This window comes from Pseudomonas sp. TE3910, assembly GCF_056279025.1.
Map to the genome: position 1 here is coordinate 2,825,514 of NZ_JBWBQN010000001.1, position 19,085 is coordinate 2,844,598.

Annotated in this window: 19 protein-coding genes; 2 read left to right on the forward strand and 17 right to left on the reverse strand. The window is 56.3% G+C overall.

The genetic code is table 11. The features are described from left to right. Positions 1-104 precede the first annotated feature (104 nt). Positions 105-4,055: a M10 family metallopeptidase C-terminal domain-containing protein gene (locus tag ACZ9H3_RS12920; protein ID WP_476221038.1), complete on the forward strand. Its 3,951-nt coding sequence runs from the start codon at positions 105-107 to the stop codon at positions 4,053-4,055. A gap of 834 nt (positions 4,056-4,889) precedes the next feature. On the opposite strand, the gene ACZ9H3_RS12925 is transcribed toward ACZ9H3_RS12920, so the two are convergent. Together ACZ9H3_RS12925 and ACZ9H3_RS12930 are read right to left on the reverse strand one after the other, a co-directional pair. After that, complete coding sequence (locus tag ACZ9H3_RS12925; RefSeq protein WP_065759190.1) at positions 4,890-5,399, reverse strand: single-stranded DNA-binding protein; 510 nt, start codon at positions 5,397-5,399, stop codon at positions 4,890-4,892. 9 nt (positions 5,400-5,408) lie between these two features. After that, positions 5,409-6,803 (reverse strand): MFS transporter, encoded by a 1,395-nt coding sequence (locus tag ACZ9H3_RS12930; protein WP_102051725.1) that lies wholly within the window; start codon positions 6,801-6,803, stop codon positions 5,409-5,411. A gap of 129 nt (positions 6,804-6,932) precedes the next feature. Between ACZ9H3_RS12930 and uvrA the strand changes: the two genes are divergently transcribed. Then, complete coding sequence (gene uvrA / locus ACZ9H3_RS12935; RefSeq protein ID WP_065759192.1) at positions 6,933-9,767, forward strand: excinuclease ABC subunit UvrA; 2,835 nt, start codon at positions 6,933-6,935, stop codon at positions 9,765-9,767. A 58-nt stretch (positions 9,768-9,825) separates the two neighbouring features. Here uvrA and bfr read toward each other — a convergent pair whose 3' ends face one another. The 15 genes from bfr to rpsH all read right to left on the reverse strand — a co-directional run bounded on the left by bfr (position 9,826) and on the right by rpsH (position 18,960). Then, positions 9,826-10,290 carry a bacterioferritin gene (gene bfr / locus ACZ9H3_RS12940; protein ID WP_065759193.1) on the reverse strand — a complete coding sequence of 155 codons (465 nt, stop codon included), beginning with the start codon at positions 10,288-10,290 and terminating at the stop codon, positions 9,826-9,828. A gap of 155 nt (positions 10,291-10,445) precedes the next feature. Beyond that, positions 10,446-11,894, reverse strand: a complete 1,449-nt coding sequence (locus ACZ9H3_RS12945; protein WP_330522803.1) for a catalase — start codon at positions 11,892-11,894, stop codon at positions 10,446-10,448. Between the two features lie 172 nt (positions 11,895-12,066). Continuing rightward, a complete protein-coding gene (rplQ, locus tag ACZ9H3_RS12950; RefSeq protein WP_065759195.1) occupies positions 12,067-12,453 on the reverse strand; it encodes a 50S ribosomal protein L17 in 387 nt (128 codons plus the stop codon). Positions 12,454-12,494: 41 nt separating this feature from the next. Further along, the gene (locus tag ACZ9H3_RS12955; protein WP_017901544.1) at positions 12,495-13,496 is read right to left on the reverse strand and encodes a DNA-directed RNA polymerase subunit alpha; all 1,002 of its coding nucleotides are present in this window, start codon (positions 13,494-13,496) and stop codon (positions 12,495-12,497) included. Positions 13,497-13,518: 22 nt separating this feature from the next. Beyond that, positions 13,519-14,139 carry a 30S ribosomal protein S4 gene (gene rpsD / locus ACZ9H3_RS12960; protein ID WP_065759196.1) on the reverse strand — a complete coding sequence of 207 codons (621 nt, stop codon included), beginning with the start codon at positions 14,137-14,139 and terminating at the stop codon, positions 13,519-13,521. Between the two features lie 15 nt (positions 14,140-14,154). Beyond that, positions 14,155-14,544 carry a 30S ribosomal protein S11 gene (gene rpsK / locus ACZ9H3_RS12965; protein ID WP_065759197.1) on the reverse strand — a complete coding sequence of 130 codons (390 nt, stop codon included), beginning with the start codon at positions 14,542-14,544 and terminating at the stop codon, positions 14,155-14,157. Positions 14,545-14,574: 30 nt separating this feature from the next. Further along, a complete protein-coding gene (gene rpsM / locus ACZ9H3_RS12970; protein WP_095159996.1) occupies positions 14,575-14,931 on the reverse strand; it encodes a 30S ribosomal protein S13 in 357 nt (118 codons plus the stop codon). Positions 14,932-15,062: 131 nt separating this feature from the next. Further along, positions 15,063-15,179 carry a 50S ribosomal protein L36 gene (rpmJ, locus tag ACZ9H3_RS12975; protein WP_002555468.1) on the reverse strand — a complete coding sequence of 39 codons (117 nt, stop codon included), beginning with the start codon at positions 15,177-15,179 and terminating at the stop codon, positions 15,063-15,065. Positions 15,180-15,207: 28 nt separating this feature from the next. Beyond that, the gene (secY, locus tag ACZ9H3_RS12980; RefSeq protein ID WP_065759199.1) at positions 15,208-16,539 is read right to left on the reverse strand and encodes a preprotein translocase subunit SecY; all 1,332 of its coding nucleotides are present in this window, start codon (positions 16,537-16,539) and stop codon (positions 15,208-15,210) included. Further along, the gene (gene rplO, locus ACZ9H3_RS12985) at positions 16,540-16,974 is read right to left on the reverse strand and encodes a 50S ribosomal protein L15 (RefSeq protein ID WP_065759200.1); all 435 of its coding nucleotides are present in this window, start codon (positions 16,972-16,974) and stop codon (positions 16,540-16,542) included. Positions 16,975-16,977: 3 nt separating this feature from the next. Beyond that, positions 16,978-17,154, reverse strand: coding sequence for a 50S ribosomal protein L30 (gene rpmD / locus ACZ9H3_RS12990; RefSeq protein ID WP_010220317.1), 177 nt, complete (start codon positions 17,152-17,154; stop codon positions 16,978-16,980). Between the two features lie 2 nt (positions 17,155-17,156). After that, positions 17,157-17,657, reverse strand: coding sequence for a 30S ribosomal protein S5 (gene rpsE / locus ACZ9H3_RS12995; protein WP_065759201.1), 501 nt, complete (start codon positions 17,655-17,657; stop codon positions 17,157-17,159). A 3-nt stretch (positions 17,658-17,660) separates the two neighbouring features. Further along, the gene (rplR, locus tag ACZ9H3_RS13000; protein WP_011531893.1) at positions 17,661-18,011 is read right to left on the reverse strand and encodes a 50S ribosomal protein L18; all 351 of its coding nucleotides are present in this window, start codon (positions 18,009-18,011) and stop codon (positions 17,661-17,663) included. 10 nt (positions 18,012-18,021) lie between these two features. Then, positions 18,022-18,555, reverse strand: coding sequence for a 50S ribosomal protein L6 (rplF, locus tag ACZ9H3_RS13005; protein WP_065759202.1), 534 nt, complete (start codon positions 18,553-18,555; stop codon positions 18,022-18,024). 12 nt (positions 18,556-18,567) lie between these two features. Then, positions 18,568-18,960, reverse strand: coding sequence for a 30S ribosomal protein S8 (gene rpsH, locus ACZ9H3_RS13010; protein WP_010220313.1), 393 nt, complete (start codon positions 18,958-18,960; stop codon positions 18,568-18,570). Positions 18,961-19,085 lie beyond the last annotated feature (125 nt).

Consider the following 19,085-nt stretch of genomic DNA (forward strand, 5'->3'; position numbering starts at 1 on the left):
ACAGGGTTTAACTGAAGCAGCGCGACACGATCTGGCACCTCATTAAGTTCAAGAACTAAACCCCACACGTTCTGAACAACACACAATAGCAAGGAGCATCAGCAATGGCATTGAACTACACGGACGCCTCAGGAAACGCATGGGCTGTGGACAACGCTGGAAATTTGACCAAGGCTACCAAATCAGGTACCTACGGCAATACGTTGGACGGTAGCAATATAGCGCTTTACATTGGTGACTCAACGTCTTCTGCCTACTTGCCATGGTCCACAACAAGTAGTTCAGCCAGTACACAGACGGTCACCGCAACACACTCTACTTCTGGCATTACCATTACGCGCAGTACCTATATCGGCGATGGTTTTGTCCGCACACTGGAAGTCGTAAAAAATACAGGCGCTTCCGCCCAGTCGGTCAACCTTCAACTGGCTGACGACGTTTACTACGATAGCAACACTGTCATAACAGCCACCAGCAGCGGCGACACTGTACGCAATACTGCTGATGACTGGTTCGCCGTCGGCAGCCGTACCAACAGCACCGCCACACAACTTGTCCATGTGGTTTCCGGAGGCGCTGGCTCGCCAAACGCCACGAGCGAGCAATACGGCAGCGCTGATCGGCCGCAGACCTCCTACAACATTACGTTGGCGGCTGGTGAAACCAAGGTGGTCATGCATTTTTATGCACTGGCCACCGATGCTGTTGGCGCAAAAGCGATTGGCAGTTCGCTCGCTGGCCTGACAAACAACACCTACCTAGCAGGCATGACCCCGACCGAACTGAACGGTCTTATCAACTTCACCCAGGATATTTCCAGCAGCGAAACCAAAACGCTTGCAGCGTATCAGGCCAACCTCACACTGACGGGTACTTCCGTCATCAACGGTACCGGCAACGAACGCGACAACATCATTACTGGGAACACTGCGGCTAACACGCTCACAGGCAATGGCGGTAACGACACCCTAATCGGCGGGGGCGGCAACGATACCCTGATCGGTGGCGCAGGCAGTGACACACTTGATGGGGGCGTGGCAAATGACAAAATGATGGGCGGTCTCGGTAATGACATTTATGTCGTCGATTCGGTCAGCGACACGATAACCGAGAACGCTAATGAAGGCATTGATACGGTCAAGAGCAGCGTCAATTTCAGTATTGCAACGCTGCAGAATGTCGAAAACATCACGCTGACCGGCACAGCGCTGAGTGCGACCGGTAATGTCAATGCCAATACATTGATCGGCAATGCGTCCAACAACACGCTAAACGGCGGGGATGGCAACGATATTCTCAACGGCGCGGGCGGCGTCGACACATTGAATGGCGGCAATGGTAATGATGTATACATCGTAGATACGACGACCGACAGCATCATTGATAGCGCGGGCACAGACCGCATTGAGTCCTCTGCCACGCTCAGCCTGGCCGCGTATGCAGCTATCGAAAACCTGACACTGACTGGGACTGCCGCCATCAATGGCACTGGTAACGCCCTTGCAAACACTATCGTGGGTAATGCCGCAGCCAACATCATTGATGGCGGTGCAGGTGCAGACATCATGATAGGGGGTGCAGGCAACGATACGTACATCGTACGTGACAGCGGCGATGTCATCACCGAAGGCAGTACGGGTGGTGCCGACACCGTGATAAGTCATCTGAATCACACGCTAGGGGCCTACCTGGAAAACCTGACCCTGGCGGGGGCAGCTGCAATCGGCACAGGCAATGCTGGAAACAACTCGCTCGTGGGCAACGCCAGCAACAATACCCTGAGCGGCCTTGCTGGCAACGACACACTCAATGGTGGAGGCGGAATTGACACACTCAATGGTGGTGACGGTGACGACCTCTATATTGTCGACACGGATACCGACATCATCATCGACACATCAGGTGTGGATACCGTGCAAAGCATGGCCAACTTTTCGCTGGTCACTCGCACGGCCATCGAAAACCTGAAACTGGTCGGCACCGGAACCATGAGCGGCACCGGCAATGCGTTGAATAATGAGATCTCCGCCAACGTCGGTAACAGCATTATCAATGGCGGTAGCGGTGAAGACACCGTCAACTACGCCAGCGCTATCGCGGGCGTCACGGTCACCGTCAATGGCACGAACCAGGTTACTGGCGGCTCAGGTACTGACACGCTGAGCAACATTGAAAACCTTTCTGGGAGCCAGCACAACGATCGCCTGACGGGTGATGGCAATGCCAATACCTTTCGTGGCGGCGACGGCAATGACATGCTGATTGGCGGCGCAGGCAATGACCAACTCTATGGTGATGCAGGCAATGATCGTTTGGTAGATGCTATCGGCGATGACACGCTGAGCGGTGGCGCGGGTGACGATACTTACGTTGTTGCCGGCAACGCTGGGTCGATTCTGATTGAAGACTCAATCGGCATTGACACACTGGATGCTTCGGGAGCCACAGGCGGTGTAACCATCGATCTGACGCCCGGAAGCACCAGCAATATTGATGGACGGATGGTGACGCTTGCCTCTGGAGGCACTGTAGACACAGCACTCGACGTACTATTCCTGCAAGACGCCTCTGGCTCGTTTAGCGATGACGTTACCAAGGTGAAAACGCTAGTACCACAAGTGGTGTCCGCACTGTCTGGAGTTCAAGCAGACAACCGCTTCGGTCTGGCCTCCTTCATCGACAAGGGCGAATACGTTTATCGCACTGATCTGGCGATGACCGCCAATCAAACCAGCCTGATCAACGCACTCAATACATTGACCATTGGAAACGGTGGTGACACTCCCGAGGCGCAAATTGAAGCCCTGATGCAAGCGGCTGTTCGTCAGACCGAACTGGGTTTTCGCACCGACTCTTTCCGCGTTGCGATCGTGATGACCGACGCCAACTATCACAAGGCAGGCGATTCATCCTACGTTGCCAATGATGGTGATGCCGTACTGGAGGTCGAAGACTACCCGACAGTTGAGCTACTCAAGACAAAGCTGCTGGCAAGTGGAATAGTGCCGGTATTTGCAGTCACTGCAGGTAACGAAACCTACTACAACGACCTTGTAAAGCAGTTGGGTTTCGGCACAGTCGTGACGCTGGCGACGGACAGTTCCAATCTGGTTGAGGCCGTGACCGATGGCATGAGTCAGATTACCGAGGCTCGGATCGAGAACGCCATAGGTAGTCTTTTCAACGATACCTTGATCGGTAACGGACTCACCAATCGCCTGGAAGGCTTGGCTGGCAACGATACCTACTACGTTCAAGACAGCCGGGACGTCGTGGTTGAAGCCGTCGCGGGCGGAACCGACCTGGTCATCAGCACGGGTAGCTATACGCTCTCGGCCAACGTCGAAAACCTGACACTCACTGGCTCCGGACATATCGACGCCACTGGGAACGCACTGGACAACCAGCTCGTAGGCAATAGCGGAAACAACGTGATTTCCGGCGGTGCGGGTGCCGACAGAATGCTGGGTGGACGTGGCAATGACACCTACATCGTTGATAGCGCAGGTGATCGCGTAATCGAGTACTCAGGCGCTGGTACCGATACCGTAACCAGCTCGGTCAGCTATGGACTGAGCGCCAACGTTGAGAACCTAGTCCTTACGGGCACAGCGACTATCAACGGAACAGGCAATGAACTGGCCAACATACTGAGCGGCAACAGCGCCGCCAACGTGCTCAACGGCGGCGCGGGCAACGACACCCTTATCGGTGGTGCCGGCCAAGACTCACTCACTGGTGGCACTGGCAACGATACCTTCGACTTCAACTCGCTACAGGAGATGGGAATAACCAGCTCGACCGCTGATGTCATCAATGATTTTTTTCGAGGGCAGGACAAAATCGATCTGTCGACATTGGATGCCATAACCTACACAACCTACAGTAACGAGGCATTCTCGTTCATCGGCAATACAACTGCCTTTACTGCCGCCGGGCAACTGAGGCTGCAGGACAGTGTGCTGTACGGCAACACCGATACAGACAGCGACGCCGAGTTCGCCATCAAGCTCACAGGAGTGACGACCCTGGCGGCGACCGACTTCGTTCTGTGATCTAGCGCGTAAACGGTTACGACGATAGCCACCTCAGGTTGCTAACAACCCCGACAAGCCTTAGCGCTTATCGGGGTTTGTTTTTTGTGTGCGGGCGAGCTGCAACGTTTGCGTCAGGGCCCATCATGACGTGCTGGCGCCAGAGCGAAACCAGAAGCAACGCGGTGGGCATCAACTGCTGCTTTTAAATGTGGGATAGCGCGTAACTCGGCCCGGGGCTTAATACCATCATCTCAAAAAAGTTGGCCCACCAAACGCGCTGACCGATAGCGACTGCGGCCCAAGCATAAATATGAGAAGACCGACTACCATAACCATCCAACCTATAAAGCTCAAATAGTCGAAAGGATCACTGTAACGTTCATAATAATCATGATACGCCGATTCAAATCCCTCTACCCTTGCCTCTTCCGGCAACCTTTCCAGCAACTTTCCAGCAACACCGGGGTTGCTCTATGGTCTTCAACTGCCCTCCTGCCCTCCTGCCCTCCTGCCCTCCTGCCGGTAGCGCGGGGGAAACACCTCGGCCCGCAACCCAAACCGGGTACATCATGTAATAGGAAAAATCGCATAGCGCGCTCAGTGGAAAATTAACAGAGCATGCAATTAATGCCCGAGAAAAATTACTAAATAATAATTCTCAGAAGCCTCCTACACACAAAAAAGAAAAGCAGAGCCATGAAAAATTTAAAACATAGCGGCACTTCCACCAGTCAATAAAAAACCCTGGCCGCCTCATGGCGATCAGGGTTTTTATTCTGAAGCTTAATGCTGGCCCTACAGGACGCCACACCGGGTAACGCCCAATAGAATCTTTACATTTAACCTCATCCGTTAGAACGGAATATCATCATCAAAGCTGTCGAAGTCCGGAGCCGGCTGTGGTGCTGGCTGTTGCGGAGCTGGACGCTGTGGTGCCTGCTGTGGGCGTGGCGCCTGCTGACGCGGGGCCTGGTTGTAGTTGTTACCACCTCCCTGCGGAGCACCGTCCTGGTTCTGCGGACGACCGCCGAGCAGCTGCATGGTGCCCTGCATGTCGACGATGATCTCGGTGGTGTAACGCTTGATGCCGTCTTTTTCCCACTCGCGGGTTTGCAGCTTGCCCTCGATGTAGACCTGGGAACCCTTACGCAGGTATTCGCCAGCGATCTCGGCAACCTTGCCGAACATCGATACGCGGTGCCACTCGGTGCGCTCGACCTTCTGACCGGTTTGCTTGTCGGTCCACTGCTCGCTGGTCGCCAGGCTCAGGTTGGTCACGGCGTTACCGTTGGGCAGGTAGCGGACTTCGGGATCCTGGCCGCAAGTACCGACCAATATGACTTTGTTAACCCCACGGGCCATAACGTTCTCCTAGGCTTCGCACGCCGCGGATGCCGGATTGACCAGGCGCTCCAGGGTCGAACGATCCAAAATTTTCGTATCCAGTTTGATATAGATGGCGGCTTCATCTGCCACCACCACTGCGTCGGTCACACCCGGGACGGCCATAAGCCGCTCGGTCAGCCCCGCTTCACGGACGGCCTCGGCCGACAGCGGCATGCGCAGGCTGGTCACGTACGGCGGCTCGCGCATGCCTACCGCAACCACCCACCACAGGGCACAGAGCAACGCACATCCGAGGAAGACCATGCTCAAGCCACCGTGCTGGAACAACCAGCCGCCGATAATTCCCCCTAGCGCGGCACCCAGGAACTGACTGGTGGAGTAAACCCCCATTGCAGTTCCCTTGCCACCGGCAGGCGACACCTTGCTTACCAGCGAAGGCAACGACGCCTCCAACAGGTTAAAGGCGGTGAAGAATATCACGGTGCCGATCACCAGTTCTTGCAAGTTGTCTGCCGATACCCAGAAGAATAGTTCAGTGAGCATCAATACACTCACCGCCCCGAGCAACACACGCTTCATCTTGCGCTTTTTTTCGCCGTAGATGATGAAGGGAATCATTGCGAAGAATGAAATGAGCAGGGCCGTCAGGTACACCCACCAGTGCTCCTCCTTCGGCAAGCCGCCACGCTCGACGAGCGCCAATGGCAAGGCCACGAAACTGGCCATCAGGATGGCGTGCAGAACAAAGATACCGACATCCAGACGCAACAGATCGGGGTGCCGCAAGGTCGGGCCAAGGGCCTGTTTCGCCACACCCGACTCACGGTGCTGCAAGGCGCCGTGGGAGGCTGGAACGACGAACGCGATCAGCGCGATGCCGACAAGCGCCATCGCCGCTGTGGCCAGAAACAACCCCGACAAGCCAAAGGCCCGCGTCAGCAAGGGCCCTACCACCATGGCCACCGCAAAGGACAAGCCGATACTCATGCCAATCATGGCCATGGCCTTGGTTCGATGTTGCTCACGGGTCAAATCCGACAGCAGCGCCATGACTGCCGCCGAAATAGCACCAGCGCCTTGCAGTACGCGCCCGGCAATCACGCCCCAAATGCTGTCGGCGTTGGCTGCCAGCACACTCCCCAGGGCAAAGATGACCAGGCCCAGATAAATAACCGGACGCCGACCAATCCGATCGGAAATGACCCCGAACGGGATCTGCAGGAATGCCTGGGTCAGGCCATAGGCGCCAATGGCCAGGCCAATCAGTGCCGGCGTGGCGCCAGCCAGGTCCATGCCATAGGTCGCCAGAACCGGCAACACCATGAACATGCCTAGCATACGGAATGCGAACACCAGTGCCAGGCCGCTTGCGGCGCGAGTTTCGCTACCACTCATGCGTTCGCTGTGGGGATCGTGCATGGATAAACCTCGTGTGAACCGGCGGCGATTCTACCAGCCCGATCGATTGTCAGCATATACGTGACGCTTTGCCGCGTGCTGGCATGCAGCCTTATACTCACCGGTTTATGCCCGCCAAGCGAGGCCGCAGTGGACAAGATCCTGATTCGTGGGGCACGAACCCACAACCTTAAGAACATCGACCTGACCCTGCCCCGGGACAAGCTGATCGTCATCACCGGCCTGTCTGGCTCTGGAAAGTCGTCGTTGGCGTTCGACACCCTCTATGCCGAAGGCCAGCGGCGTTATGTCGAATCGCTGTCGGCCTATGCCCGACAGTTCCTATCAATGATGGAAAAGCCCGACGTCGACACCATTGAAGGCCTGTCGCCAGCAATTTCCATCGAACAGAAGTCGACCTCGCACAACCCGCGCTCGACTGTCGGTACCATCACCGAAATCTACGACTACCTGCGCCTGCTTTACGCACGTGTTGGTACGCCACGCTGCCCGGACCACGACATTCCGCTGGAAGCACAGACCGTCAGCCAGATGGTCGATCTGGTGTTGGCGCAGCCTGAAGGTAGCAAGCTGATGCTGCTGGCACCGGTGATTCGAGAGCGCAAGGGCGAACACCTGGCGATCTTCGAGGAGTTGCGCGCTCAGGGCTTTGTCCGCGCCCGGGTCAACGGCAAGCTGTTCGAGCTCGACGAACTGCCCAAGCTGGACAAACAGAAGAAGCACACCATCGAAGTGGTGGTCGATCGCTTCAAGGTTCGCGAGGACCTGCAGCAACGCCTGGCGGAGTCCTTCGAAACGGCTCTGAAGCTGGCCGATGGCATCGCCCTGGTTGCGCCAATGGATGAAGAGCCCGGCGAAGAGCTGATCTTCTCCGCCCGCTTCGCCTGCCCGATCTGCGGCCATGCCATCAGCGAACTGGAACCTAAGCTGTTTTCCTTCAACAACCCCGCCGGCGCATGTCCAACCTGCGACGGCCTCGGAGTGAAACAGTTCTTCGATGTCAAACGCCTGGTCAACAATGAACTGACCTTGGCAGAGGGCGCGATACGCGGCTGGGACCGACGTAACGTCTACTACTTCCAGATGCTTGGCTCCTTGGCCGCGCACTATGGGTTCAGTCTCGAGGTGCCCTTCGGCGAGCTGCCAGCCGACCAGCAGAAGGTCATTCTGCACGGCAGCGGCAACCAGAATGTCGACTTCAAGTACCTCAACGACCGCGGCGATATCGTCAAGCGGTCACACCCCTTCGAAGGCATCGTGCCGAACCTGGAGCGCCGCTACCGGGAAACCGAATCGGCCACCGTCCGCGAAGAGTTGGCCAAGTTCCTCAGCACTCAGCCCTGCCCTGACTGCCGCGGCACACGGTTGCGACGCGAAGCACGGCACGTATGGGTTGGCGAGAAAACCCTGCCAGCCGTTACCAGCCTGCCAATCGGCGATGCCAGCGAGTACTTCGGCGGCCTGAAACTGACCGGGCGACGCGGTGAAATCGCCGACAAGATCCTCAAGGAAATCTGTGAGCGCCTGCAGTTCCTGGTGAACGTAGGCCTGGATTACCTGACGCTAGACCGTAGTGCCGACACCCTGTCGGGCGGCGAAGCACAGCGTATTCGGCTAGCCAGCCAGATCGGTGCCGGGTTGGTCGGGGTGATGTATATCCTCGACGAGCCGTCCATCGGCCTGCATCAACGGGACAACGACCGCCTCCTGGCGACCCTCAACCACCTGCGCGATATCGGCAACACCGTGATCGTGGTGGAGCATGACGAGGATGCCATTCGTCTGGCTGACTATGTGGTGGATATTGGGCCTGGTGCTGGCGTACACGGTGGACAAATCGTCGCCGAAGGAACGCCCGCCGAGGTAATGGCACACCCTGACTCGCTGACCGGTAAATACCTCTCGGGCCGGGTCAAAATTGCCGTACCGGCCACCCGCACGCCGCGTGACAAGAAGCGCTCACTGAAGCTCAAGGGCGCGCGCGGCAACAACCTGCAGAACGTTGACCTGGAGATTCCAATTGGCCTGCTGACCTGCGTGACCGGCGTTTCCGGCTCAGGTAAGTCAACCCTGATCAACAACACGCTGTTCCCCCTGGCCGCGACAGCCCTTAATGGTGCGACCAGCCTTGAAGCGGCACCGCATAGCAGTTGTGATGGCCTGCAACACCTGGACAAGGTCGTGGACATCGACCAAAGCCCGATCGGTCGCACGCCGCGCTCCAACCCGGCCACCTATACCGGCCTGTTCACACCGATTCGTGAACTGTTCTCCGGCGTGCCGGAGTCGCGCTCACGCGGCTATGGCCCGGGACGCTTCTCCTTCAACGTCAAGGGCGGACGCTGTGAAGCGTGCCAGGGCGATGGCCTGATCAAAGTCGAGATGCACTTTCTACCTGACATCTATGTGCCGTGCGATGTCTGCAAGAGCAAACGCTACAACCGCGAAACCCTGGAGATCAAATACAAGGGCAAGAACATCCACGAAGTTCTTGAGATGACCATCGAGGAAGCGCGGGAGTTCTTCGATGCAGTACCGGCGCTGGCGCGCAAGCTGCAAACGCTGATGGACGTGGGGCTCTCCTACATCAAGCTGGGGCAATCTGCGACCACCTTGTCCGGTGGTGAGGCTCAGCGGGTGAAGCTGTCACGCGAACTGTCCAAGCGCGATACTGGCAAGACGCTGTACATCCTCGATGAGCCGACCACCGGTCTGCACTTCGCTGATATTCAGCAGTTGCTCGATGTGCTGCACAGGCTTCGTGACCACGGCAACACCGTGGTAGTGATCGAACACAACCTGGATGTGATCAAGACGGCCGACTGGCTGGTCGATCTCGGCCCGGAGGGTGGCTCCCGAGGAGGCCAGATCATCGCCTGCGGGACGCCTGAAGAGGTCTCGGAGATGGAGCAGTCGCACACAGGTCATTACCTAAAACCGTTGTTACTGCGCGACAGGGCCTGACGCCCATGAAAAAGCCCCTGCCGCGCAAACGGCAGGGGCTTTTTTGCAGCATCGCGAACTACATCTGCGATTGCAGGTAGTTTTCCAGGCCGATGGACTTGATCAGGCCCAACTGCTTCTCCAGCCAGTAGGTGTGATCTTCCTCGGTGTCAGCCAGTTGCGCACGCAAGATATCGCGGCTGATGTAGTCCTTGTGCAGCTCGCACAACTCGATGCCTTTGCACAGTGCTGCACGGACTTTGTACTCGAGGCGCAAATCGGCTGCGAACATATCCGGCACGGTAGCACCGATGTCCAGATCGTCAGGACGCATACGCGGTGTGCCTTCAAGCATGAGAATACGGCGAATCAGGGCGTCAGCGTGTTGTGCCTCTTCTTCCATCTCATGGTTGATACGCTCGTAGAGCTTGCTCAAGCCCCAGTCTTCATACATGCGCGAGTGGATGAAATACTGATCACGTGCCGCCAGTTCTCCCGTCAGCAACGTGTTGAGGTAGTCGATTACGTCCGGGTGACCTTGCATCGCCCTGCTTCTCCCTAAGTGAAAGTGACAGTGTGAACCAGGATGACGGAGAGGTCACTGCGATTAACGTAAAATCAGGTAAAAAGGGGCGCAAACAGTAGTCAATTGCATTGAAAAACCGCCCTAATGCGGGCGGTTCTGCTTATCACTTCGACTTATGCCAGTTTGACCCCCAACGCCTTGGCGACACCTTCACCGTAAGCCGCATCAGCCTTGAGGAAGTGCTGCAACTGACGTTGAACAACATCCTGCGACACACCCTTCATCGCGCCCGCGATATTACTGATCAGCAGCGCTTTCTGTTCACTGTTCATCAAACGGAACAGGGCACCGGCATAGCTGTAGTAGTCACCATCCTCACGATGATCGTAACGGTCCGCAGCGCCATTGAGTGCAAGCGCTGGTTCGGCGTACTGAGGCGCCTGCTTGGGGGCGTTGCTGTAGCTGTTTGGCTCATAGTTCGGTGCTGCTCCGCCATTACTGCCCAGGGCCATCGCACCATCACGCTGGTAACTGTTCACAGGGCTCTTCGGAGCGTTAACAGGCAACTGCTGATGGTTGGTCCCTACACGGTAGCGGTGAGCATCGGCATAAGCGAACACACGCCCCTGCAGCATACGGTCTGGCGATAGGCCAACACCCGGCACCTGATTGCTCGGCGCGAAAGCCGCCTGCTCAACCTCGGCAAAGTAGTTCAGCGGGTTACGATTGAGCTCAAGCTCACCCACTTCAATCAGCGGGAACGCCTTCTGCGACCAGGTCTTGGTGACATCGAATGGGTTATCGCTGTGCGCAGCGGCCTGATCCTCGGTCATGACCTGGATACAGACACTCCATTTAGGGAAGTCGCCTCGTTCAATGGCCTCGAACAGATCCCGCTGGGCGTAGTCCGGATCGGTGCCAGCAAGGCGAGTCGCCTCGGCCGGCGCCAGGTTCTTGATACCTTGCTTGGTCTTGAAGTGCCACTTGACCCAATGACGCACACCAGCCGCGTTGATCAGGCTGAAGGTATGGCTACCAAAGCCGTGCATATGACGGTAGCCATCCGGAATGCCCCGATCAGAGAACAGGATGGTGACCTGGTGCAATGCCTCTGGCGAATGCGACCAGAAGTCCCACATCGCCTGCGGGCTCTTCAGGTTACTTTGTGGCAAGCGCTTCTGGGTATGGATGAAGTCGGGGAACTTCAGCGGGTCCCGAATGAAGAAAACCGGCGTGTTGTTGCCCACAATGTCCCAGTTACCTTCCTCGGTGTAGAACTTCACGGCAAACCCACGAGGATCGCGCTCGGTATCGGCAGAGCCCCGCTCGCCGCCCACCGTAGAGAATCGCAGGAACGTTGGCGTCTGCTTGCCTACTGCCTCGAACAGTTTGGCACTGGTGTATTGGCTGATATCCCGGGTGACGGTGAAGGTGCCATAAGCGCCCGAGCCTTTAGCATGTACACGACGCTCCGGAATGTTCTCACGGTTGAAGTGCGCGAGCTTTTCAATCAGGTGAAAATCTTCCAGCAGCAGCGGACCACGTGGGCCGGCAGAACGCGAGTTCTGGTTATCGGCAACCGGAGCACCGCTGGCGGTGGTCAGTGTCTTGTTCTGGCTCATGCTCTCTCCCTTTTCAGAATAATGCTGCCGGCTAGTCGGCTGAGAGGGAGTATTGAGCATGAAGACGACACGATCAAATTCATTAATTGATCAAAATCAATAGCTTATTTCAATTACCGTGAAAACAAAAAACCGGGCACTAGGCCCGGTTCCTTGTTTCAGACTGTTCGTCTTACTCAGCAGCTTCTACTACGCCACCGACAGGACGATCAACCAGCTCGACGTACGCCATAGGTGCGTTATCGCCAGCGCGGAAACCGCACTTGAGGATACGCAGGTAGCCGCCCTGACGGGTGGCATAGCGCTTGCCCAGATCGTTGAACAGCTTACCAACGATGGCTTTCGAACGAGTACGGTCGAAGGCCAGACGACGGTTAGCTACGCTGTCTTCCTTGGCCAGGGTGATCAGCGGCTCGGCAACGCGGCGCAGTTCCTTGGCTTTAGGCAGGGTAGTTTTGATCAGCTCGTGCTCGAACAGCGACACCGCCATGTTTTGGAACATGGCTTTGCGGTGCGCGCTGGTGCGGCTCAGGTGACGACCACTTTTACGATGACGCATGGTTCATTCCTTACCAAACTTACGTTCGGTGATTACGACGATCAGGCAGTCGCCTTGTCGTCTTTCTTAAGACTTGCAGGCGGCCAGTTGTCGAGGCGCATGCCGAGGGACAGACCACGGGAAGCCAGAACGTCCTTGATTTCAGTCAGGGACTTCTTACCCAGGTTCGGAGTTTTCAACAGCTCTACTTCGGTGCGCTGAATCAGATCACCGATGTAGTAGATGTTCTCCGCCTTCAGGCAGTTGGCCGAACGTACGGTCAATTCCAGATCGTCAACCGGGCGAAGCAGGATCGGATCGATCTCGTCTTCCTGCTCCACTACCACAGGCTCACTGTCACCTTTGAGGTCGACGAACGCAGCCAACTGCTGTTGCAGAATGGTTGCTGCACGACGGATTGCCTCTTCAGGATCCAGAGTACCGTTGGTTTCCAGATCGATAACCAGCTTATCCAGGTTGGTACGCTGCTCGACACGGGCGTTTTCCACCACGTAGGCGATACGGCGAACCGGGCTGAACGAAGCGTCAAGCTGCAAGCGACCAATGCTGCGGCTCTCGTCTTCATCGCTCTGACGCGAATCGGCCGGCTCATAACCACGACCACGAGCTACGGTGAGCTTCATGTTCAAAGCGCCGTTAGACGCCAGGTTAGCGATTACGTGATCGGGGTTAACGATCTCGACATCATGATCCAGCTGAATATCGGCAGCGGTAACCACCCCCGAACCCTTTTTCGACAAGGTCAGCGTAACTTCGTCACGACCATGCAGTTTGATAGCCAGGCCTTTCAGGTTCAACAGGATCTCAATAACATCTTCCTGTACACCTTCAATTGCCGAGTACTCATGGAGTACGCCGTCAATTTCGGCCTCGACTACTGCACAGCCAGGCATAGAGGACAACAGGATGCGACGCAGCGCGTTGCCCAGGGTATGGCCGAAGCCACGCTCGAGAGGCTCGAGCGTGATCTTGGCGCGGGTTGGACTGACGACCTGCACATCAATGTGGCGGGGCGTCAGAAACTCATTTACCGAAATCTGCATGGATGCACCTATTTTCTAGCCCTTACTTGGAGTAGAGCTCGACAATCAGGTTTTCGTTGATGTCGGCAGACAGGTCGCTGCGAGCCGGGACGTTCTTGAAAACACCGGATTTTTTAGCAGCATCTACTTCTACCCACTCAACGCGGCCACGCTGGGCGCACAGTTCAAGGGCTTGAACAATGCGCAGCTGGTTCAACGATTTCTCGCGAACTGCGACCACGTCACCCGGACGAACTTGGTAGGACGGAACGTTTACAGTCTTGCCGTTGATGCTGATCGCTTTATGCGAAACCAGCTGACGGGATTCGGCACGAGTAGCGCCAAAGCCCATACGATAAACGACGTTGTCCAGACGGCACTCGAGCAGTTGCAGCAGGTTCTCGCCGGTAGCACCCTTCTTGGAGGCTGCTTCCTTGTAGTAACCGCTGAACTGACGCTCGAGAACGCCGTAGATACGACGGACTTTTTGCTTCTCACGCAGCTGGGTGCCGTAGTCGGACTGACGACCACGACGCTGACCGTGAATACCTGGGGCTGCTTCGATGTTGCACTTCGATTCCAGAGCGCGAACGCCGCTCTTCAGGAACAGATCAGTGCCTTCACGACGAGACAGTTTGCATTTTGGACCAATGTAACGTGCCATTTATCTGTCTCCTGATTACACGCGGCGCTTCTTCGGCGGACGGCACCCGTTGTGCGGGATTGGCGTCACGTCGGTGATGCTGGCGATCTTATAGCCACAGCTGTTCAAAGCACGAACAGCGGACTCACGACCTGGACCTGGACCCTTGACGTTAACGTCGAGGTTTTTCAGACCGTACTCCAGCGCAGCTTGACCAGCACGCTCTGCAGCAACTTGGGCCGCGAACGGGGTGGATTTGCGCGAACCACGGAAACCCGAACCGCCGGAGGTAGCCCACGACAGTGCGTTACCTTGACGATCGGTGATGGTCACGATGGTGTTGTTGAAAGACGCGTGGATGTGGGCGATCCCATCAACCACTGTCTTTTTGACTTTTTTACGAGGACGAGCAGCAGGTTTTGCCATGTCTATTTTCCTGTCGATTCGCTGGTGCGATTACTTGCGGATCGGCTTACGCGGACCTTTACGGGTACGCGCGTTGGTCTTGGTACGCTGACCGCGTACTGGCAGACCCCGACGATGACGCAGACCGCGGTAGCAGCCCAGGTCCATCAACCGCTTGATTTTCATGTTGATGTCGCGACGCAGATCACCTTCGGTGGTGAACTTCGCAACTTCGCTACGCAGCTGTTCAATCTGCTCGTCGCTCAGATCTTTGATCTTTGCGGCTGGGTTGACCCCAGTGTCTGCACAGATTTTCTGTGCAGTAGTGCGACCAACACCATAGATGTAGGTCAGCGAGATAACAGTGTGCTTGTTATCTGGAATGTTGACGCCTGCAATACGGGCCATTCAGTGGGACTCCAATTGACAGCTACCTACGCCCCGGAAGCCAAGAAATAGGGCGCGAGATAATATCGCTGTAGAAACAAATAATCAACCCAGCAGCGCACTAGCTGCTGGGCTTGAAGCACAGATCACACTCAGCCTTGGCGCTGTTTGTGACGTGGTTCCGCGCTGCAAATTACTCGAACGACACCTTCGCGGCGAATAATTTTGCAGTTACGGCACAGCTTTTTCACCGATGCACGAACTTTCATCACCAACTCCTCGAACCTTAAGGGACTATCAACGCAGCAGACCGCTGCCACCGTAGCCTTTCAGGTTGGCTTTCTTCATCAGGGATTCGTACTGGTGCGAAACGAGGTGCGATTGTACTTGGGACATGAAGTCCATCACAACCACTACCACAATCAGCAACGAGGTCCCGCCAAGGTAGAACGGAACGTTTGCAGCCACCACCAGGAACTGGGGCAGAAGGCAGACGGCCGTCATATAAAGAGCACCGAACATGGTCAAACGGGTCAGAACGCCATCAATGTAGCGCGCCGACTGCTCGCCTGGACGGATGCCCGGAATAAAGGCACCGGACTTCTTCAGGTTTTCCGCTACGTCTTTCGGATTGAACATCAACGCCGTATAGAAGAAGCAGAAGAAAATGATCCCTGCACTAAACAGCAGAATATTCAATGGATGACCAGGAGCGATCGACTCCGAGATGTCCTGCAGCCAGCCCATACCTTCGGACTGACCGAACCAGGCACCCAGCGAAGCCGGGAACAGCAAGATGCTGCTCGCGAAAATGGCTGGGATAACCCCGGCCATGTTCACCTTCAACGGCAGGTGGCTGGTCTGCGCAGCAAAGACCTTACGGCCCTGCTGACGCTTGGCGTAATGAACGGCGATACGACGCTGACCACGCTCAATGAACACCACAAAACCGATGATCGCTACTGCCAGAAGACCGATAACGATCAGGGCGATAATGTTGATATCACCCGTACGCGCAGACTCGAAAGACTGCCCGATTGCTCTCGGAAGACCGGCAACGATACCCGCGAAGATCAACATCGAGATACCGTTGCCGACACCGCGCTCCGTGATCTGCTCACCCAGCCACATCATGAACATCGCGCCCGCCACAAAAGTGGAGACCGCAACGAAATGGAAGCCAAAATCAGCAGAAAACGCTACGCCCTGACCGGCCAAGCCAATAGACATGCCAATAGCTTGAACCAGCGCCAGAACGACGGTGCCGTAGCGGGTGTACTGGCTAATCTTGCGACGGCCAGATTCACCTTCCTTCTTCAACTGCTCCAGCTGCGGGCTGACGGTGGTCATCAGCTGCATGATGATCGATGCCGAAATGTACGGCATGATCCCCAATGCAAAGATGCTCATCCGCTCCAGCGCGCCGCCGGAAAACATGTTGAACAAGCTAAGAATGGTCCCCTCATTCTGTCGAAACAGTTCCGCCAGCCGGTCCGGATTGATACCTGGAACAGGGATGTGTGCGCCGATCCGATAGACGATAATCGCCAGGAACAGAAAACGCAGACGAGCCCAGAGTTCAGACATCCCGCCCTTGCCGAGCGAAGAGAGAGCACCTTGCTTAGCCATTTATTCCTCGAACTTGCCGCCAGCTGCTTCGATAGCCGCACGCGCACCTTTGGTGGCAGCGACGCCCTTGATGGTGACTGCGCGAGTAACTTCACCGGACAGCATGATTTTCACGCGCTGTACGTTTTGGTTAATCACGTTGGCATCCTTCAGGGATTGCACGGTGACGACGTCGCCTTCCACTTTAGCCAGCTCGGACAGACGCACTTCTGCGCGGTCCATGGCTTTCAGCGAAACGAAGCCGAACTTCGGCAGACGACGATGCAGCGGCTGTTGACCGCCTTCAAAGCCTGGAGCGATGGTGCCACCGGAACGGGAGGTCTGACCTTTGTGGCCACGGCCACCAGTCTTACCCAAACCGCTACCGATACCACGACCCGGACGATGCTTCTCGCGACGGGAACCCGGCGCTGGACTCAGATCATTGAGTTTCATCGATTAACCCTCGACGCGCAGCATGTAGTAAGCCTTGTTGATCATCCCGCGGTTCTCGGGAGTATCCAGGACTTCTACAGTGTGACCGATGCGACGCAGACCCAGGCCTTTAACACACAGTTTGTGGTTAGGCAGACGGCCAGCGGTACTTTTGATCAACGTTACTTTAACGGTAGCCATGATCAGATGATCTCCTCAACACTCTTGCCACGCTTGGCGGCAATGGACTCAGGAGATTGCATGGCTTTCAGACCCTTGAAAGTGGCATGAACCACGTTCACTGGGTTGGTCGAACCGTAGCACTTGGCCAGAACGTTCTGAACACCAGCAACTTCCAGGACAGCACGCATTGCGCCGCCAGCGATGATACCGGTACCGTTAGAGGCAGGCTGCATGTAAACCTTCGAGGCGCCGTGGGCGGCCTTGGTAGCGTACTGCAGAGTGGTGCCGTTCAGGTCCACTTGAATCATGTTGCGACGAGCAGCTTCCATTGCCTTCTGGATCGCAGCAGGCACTTCACGCGACTTGCCACGGCCGAAGCCAACACGACCTTTACCATCACCAACCACGGTCAACGCGGTGAAAGTGAAGATACGGCCGCCTTTTACGGTTTTAGCTACGCGGTTAACTTGAACCAGCTTCTCGATGTAGCCTTCGTCGCGCTTTTGGTCGTTATTTGACATAACTTAGAACTCCAGCCCGCCTTCACGAGCAGCATCAGCCAGTGCCTTGACACGGCCGTGGTACTTGAAGCCAGAACGGTCGAAAGCAACTTGAGAAACGCCAGCGGCTTTCGCACGCTCGGCAACCAGCTTGCCAACCTTAGTGGCCGCGTCGATGTTGCCAGTGGCGCCATCACGCAGTTCTTTGTCCAAAGTCGAGGCGCTGGCCAGGACTTTGCTGCCGTCGGCCGAAATGACCTGGGCGTAGATGTGCTGCGAAGAGCGGAACACGCAGAGACGCACGGCTTCGAGCTCGTGCATTTTCAGACGTGCTTTGCGAGCGCGACGCAGTCGAGTAACTTTTTTGTCGGTCATTTGCTAGGCCCTACTTCTTCTTGGCTTCTTTACGACGGACGACTTCATCCGCGTAACGCACACCCTTACCTTTGTAAGGCTCTGGCGGACGGAAATCGCGAATTTCAGCGGCCACTTGACCAACCAGTTGCTTATCGATGCCCTTGATCAGGATATCGGTCTGGCTTGGGGTCTCAGCAGTGACGCCTTGCGGCAGCTGATAATCAACCGGGTGGGAGAAACCGAGAGCCAGGGACAGCACTTCGCCTTTGGCCTGAGCCTTGTAACCAACACCGACCAGCTGGAGCTTACGCTCGAAGCCTTGGCTTACGCCCTGGACCATGTTGTTAACCAGAGCACGGGTAGTACCGGCCATGGCGCGAGTCTGTTGATCGCCATTGCGAGCAGCGAAACGCAGCTCACCGGCTTCTTCGACGACTTCTACGGACGAGTGAACATTCAGTTCGAGAGTGCCCTTGGCACCCTTCACCGAAAGCTGTTGGCCGGCGAACTTAACTTCGACGCCTGCTGGCAGCTTTACGGGGTTCTTAGCGACGCGAGACATGCTTATCCCCCCTTAGAACACAGTGCAGAGAACTTCGCCGCCGACACCGGCAGCGCGCGCAGCACGATCAGTCATCACACCTTTGTTGGTGGAGACGATAGACACGCCCAGACCGCCACGTACTTTCGGCAGTTCTTCGACGGACTTGTACTGACGCAGGCCTGGACGACTTACGCGCTTGACTTCTTCGATGACTGGACGGCCTTCGAAGTATTTCAGCTCGATGGACAGCGACGGTTTAACTTCGCTGCTGACCTGGTAACCCGCGATGTAACCTTCGTCTTTCAGAACTTTGGCTACAGCCACCTTCAGGGTAGAAGAAGGCATGCTTACGACGGACTTTTCAGCCATCTGGGCATTACGGATTCGAGTTAGCATGTCCGCTAACGGGTCCTGCATACTCATGGGCTAGACGCTCCTGATACAAGAATAATTAGCCTTTCGGCTACTACAGACACCCGAACGACCCAGGAAAAACCCGGGCTCAGGTGAGCCGGTCATTCTAGACACATCCCAGAAACGAAACAAGC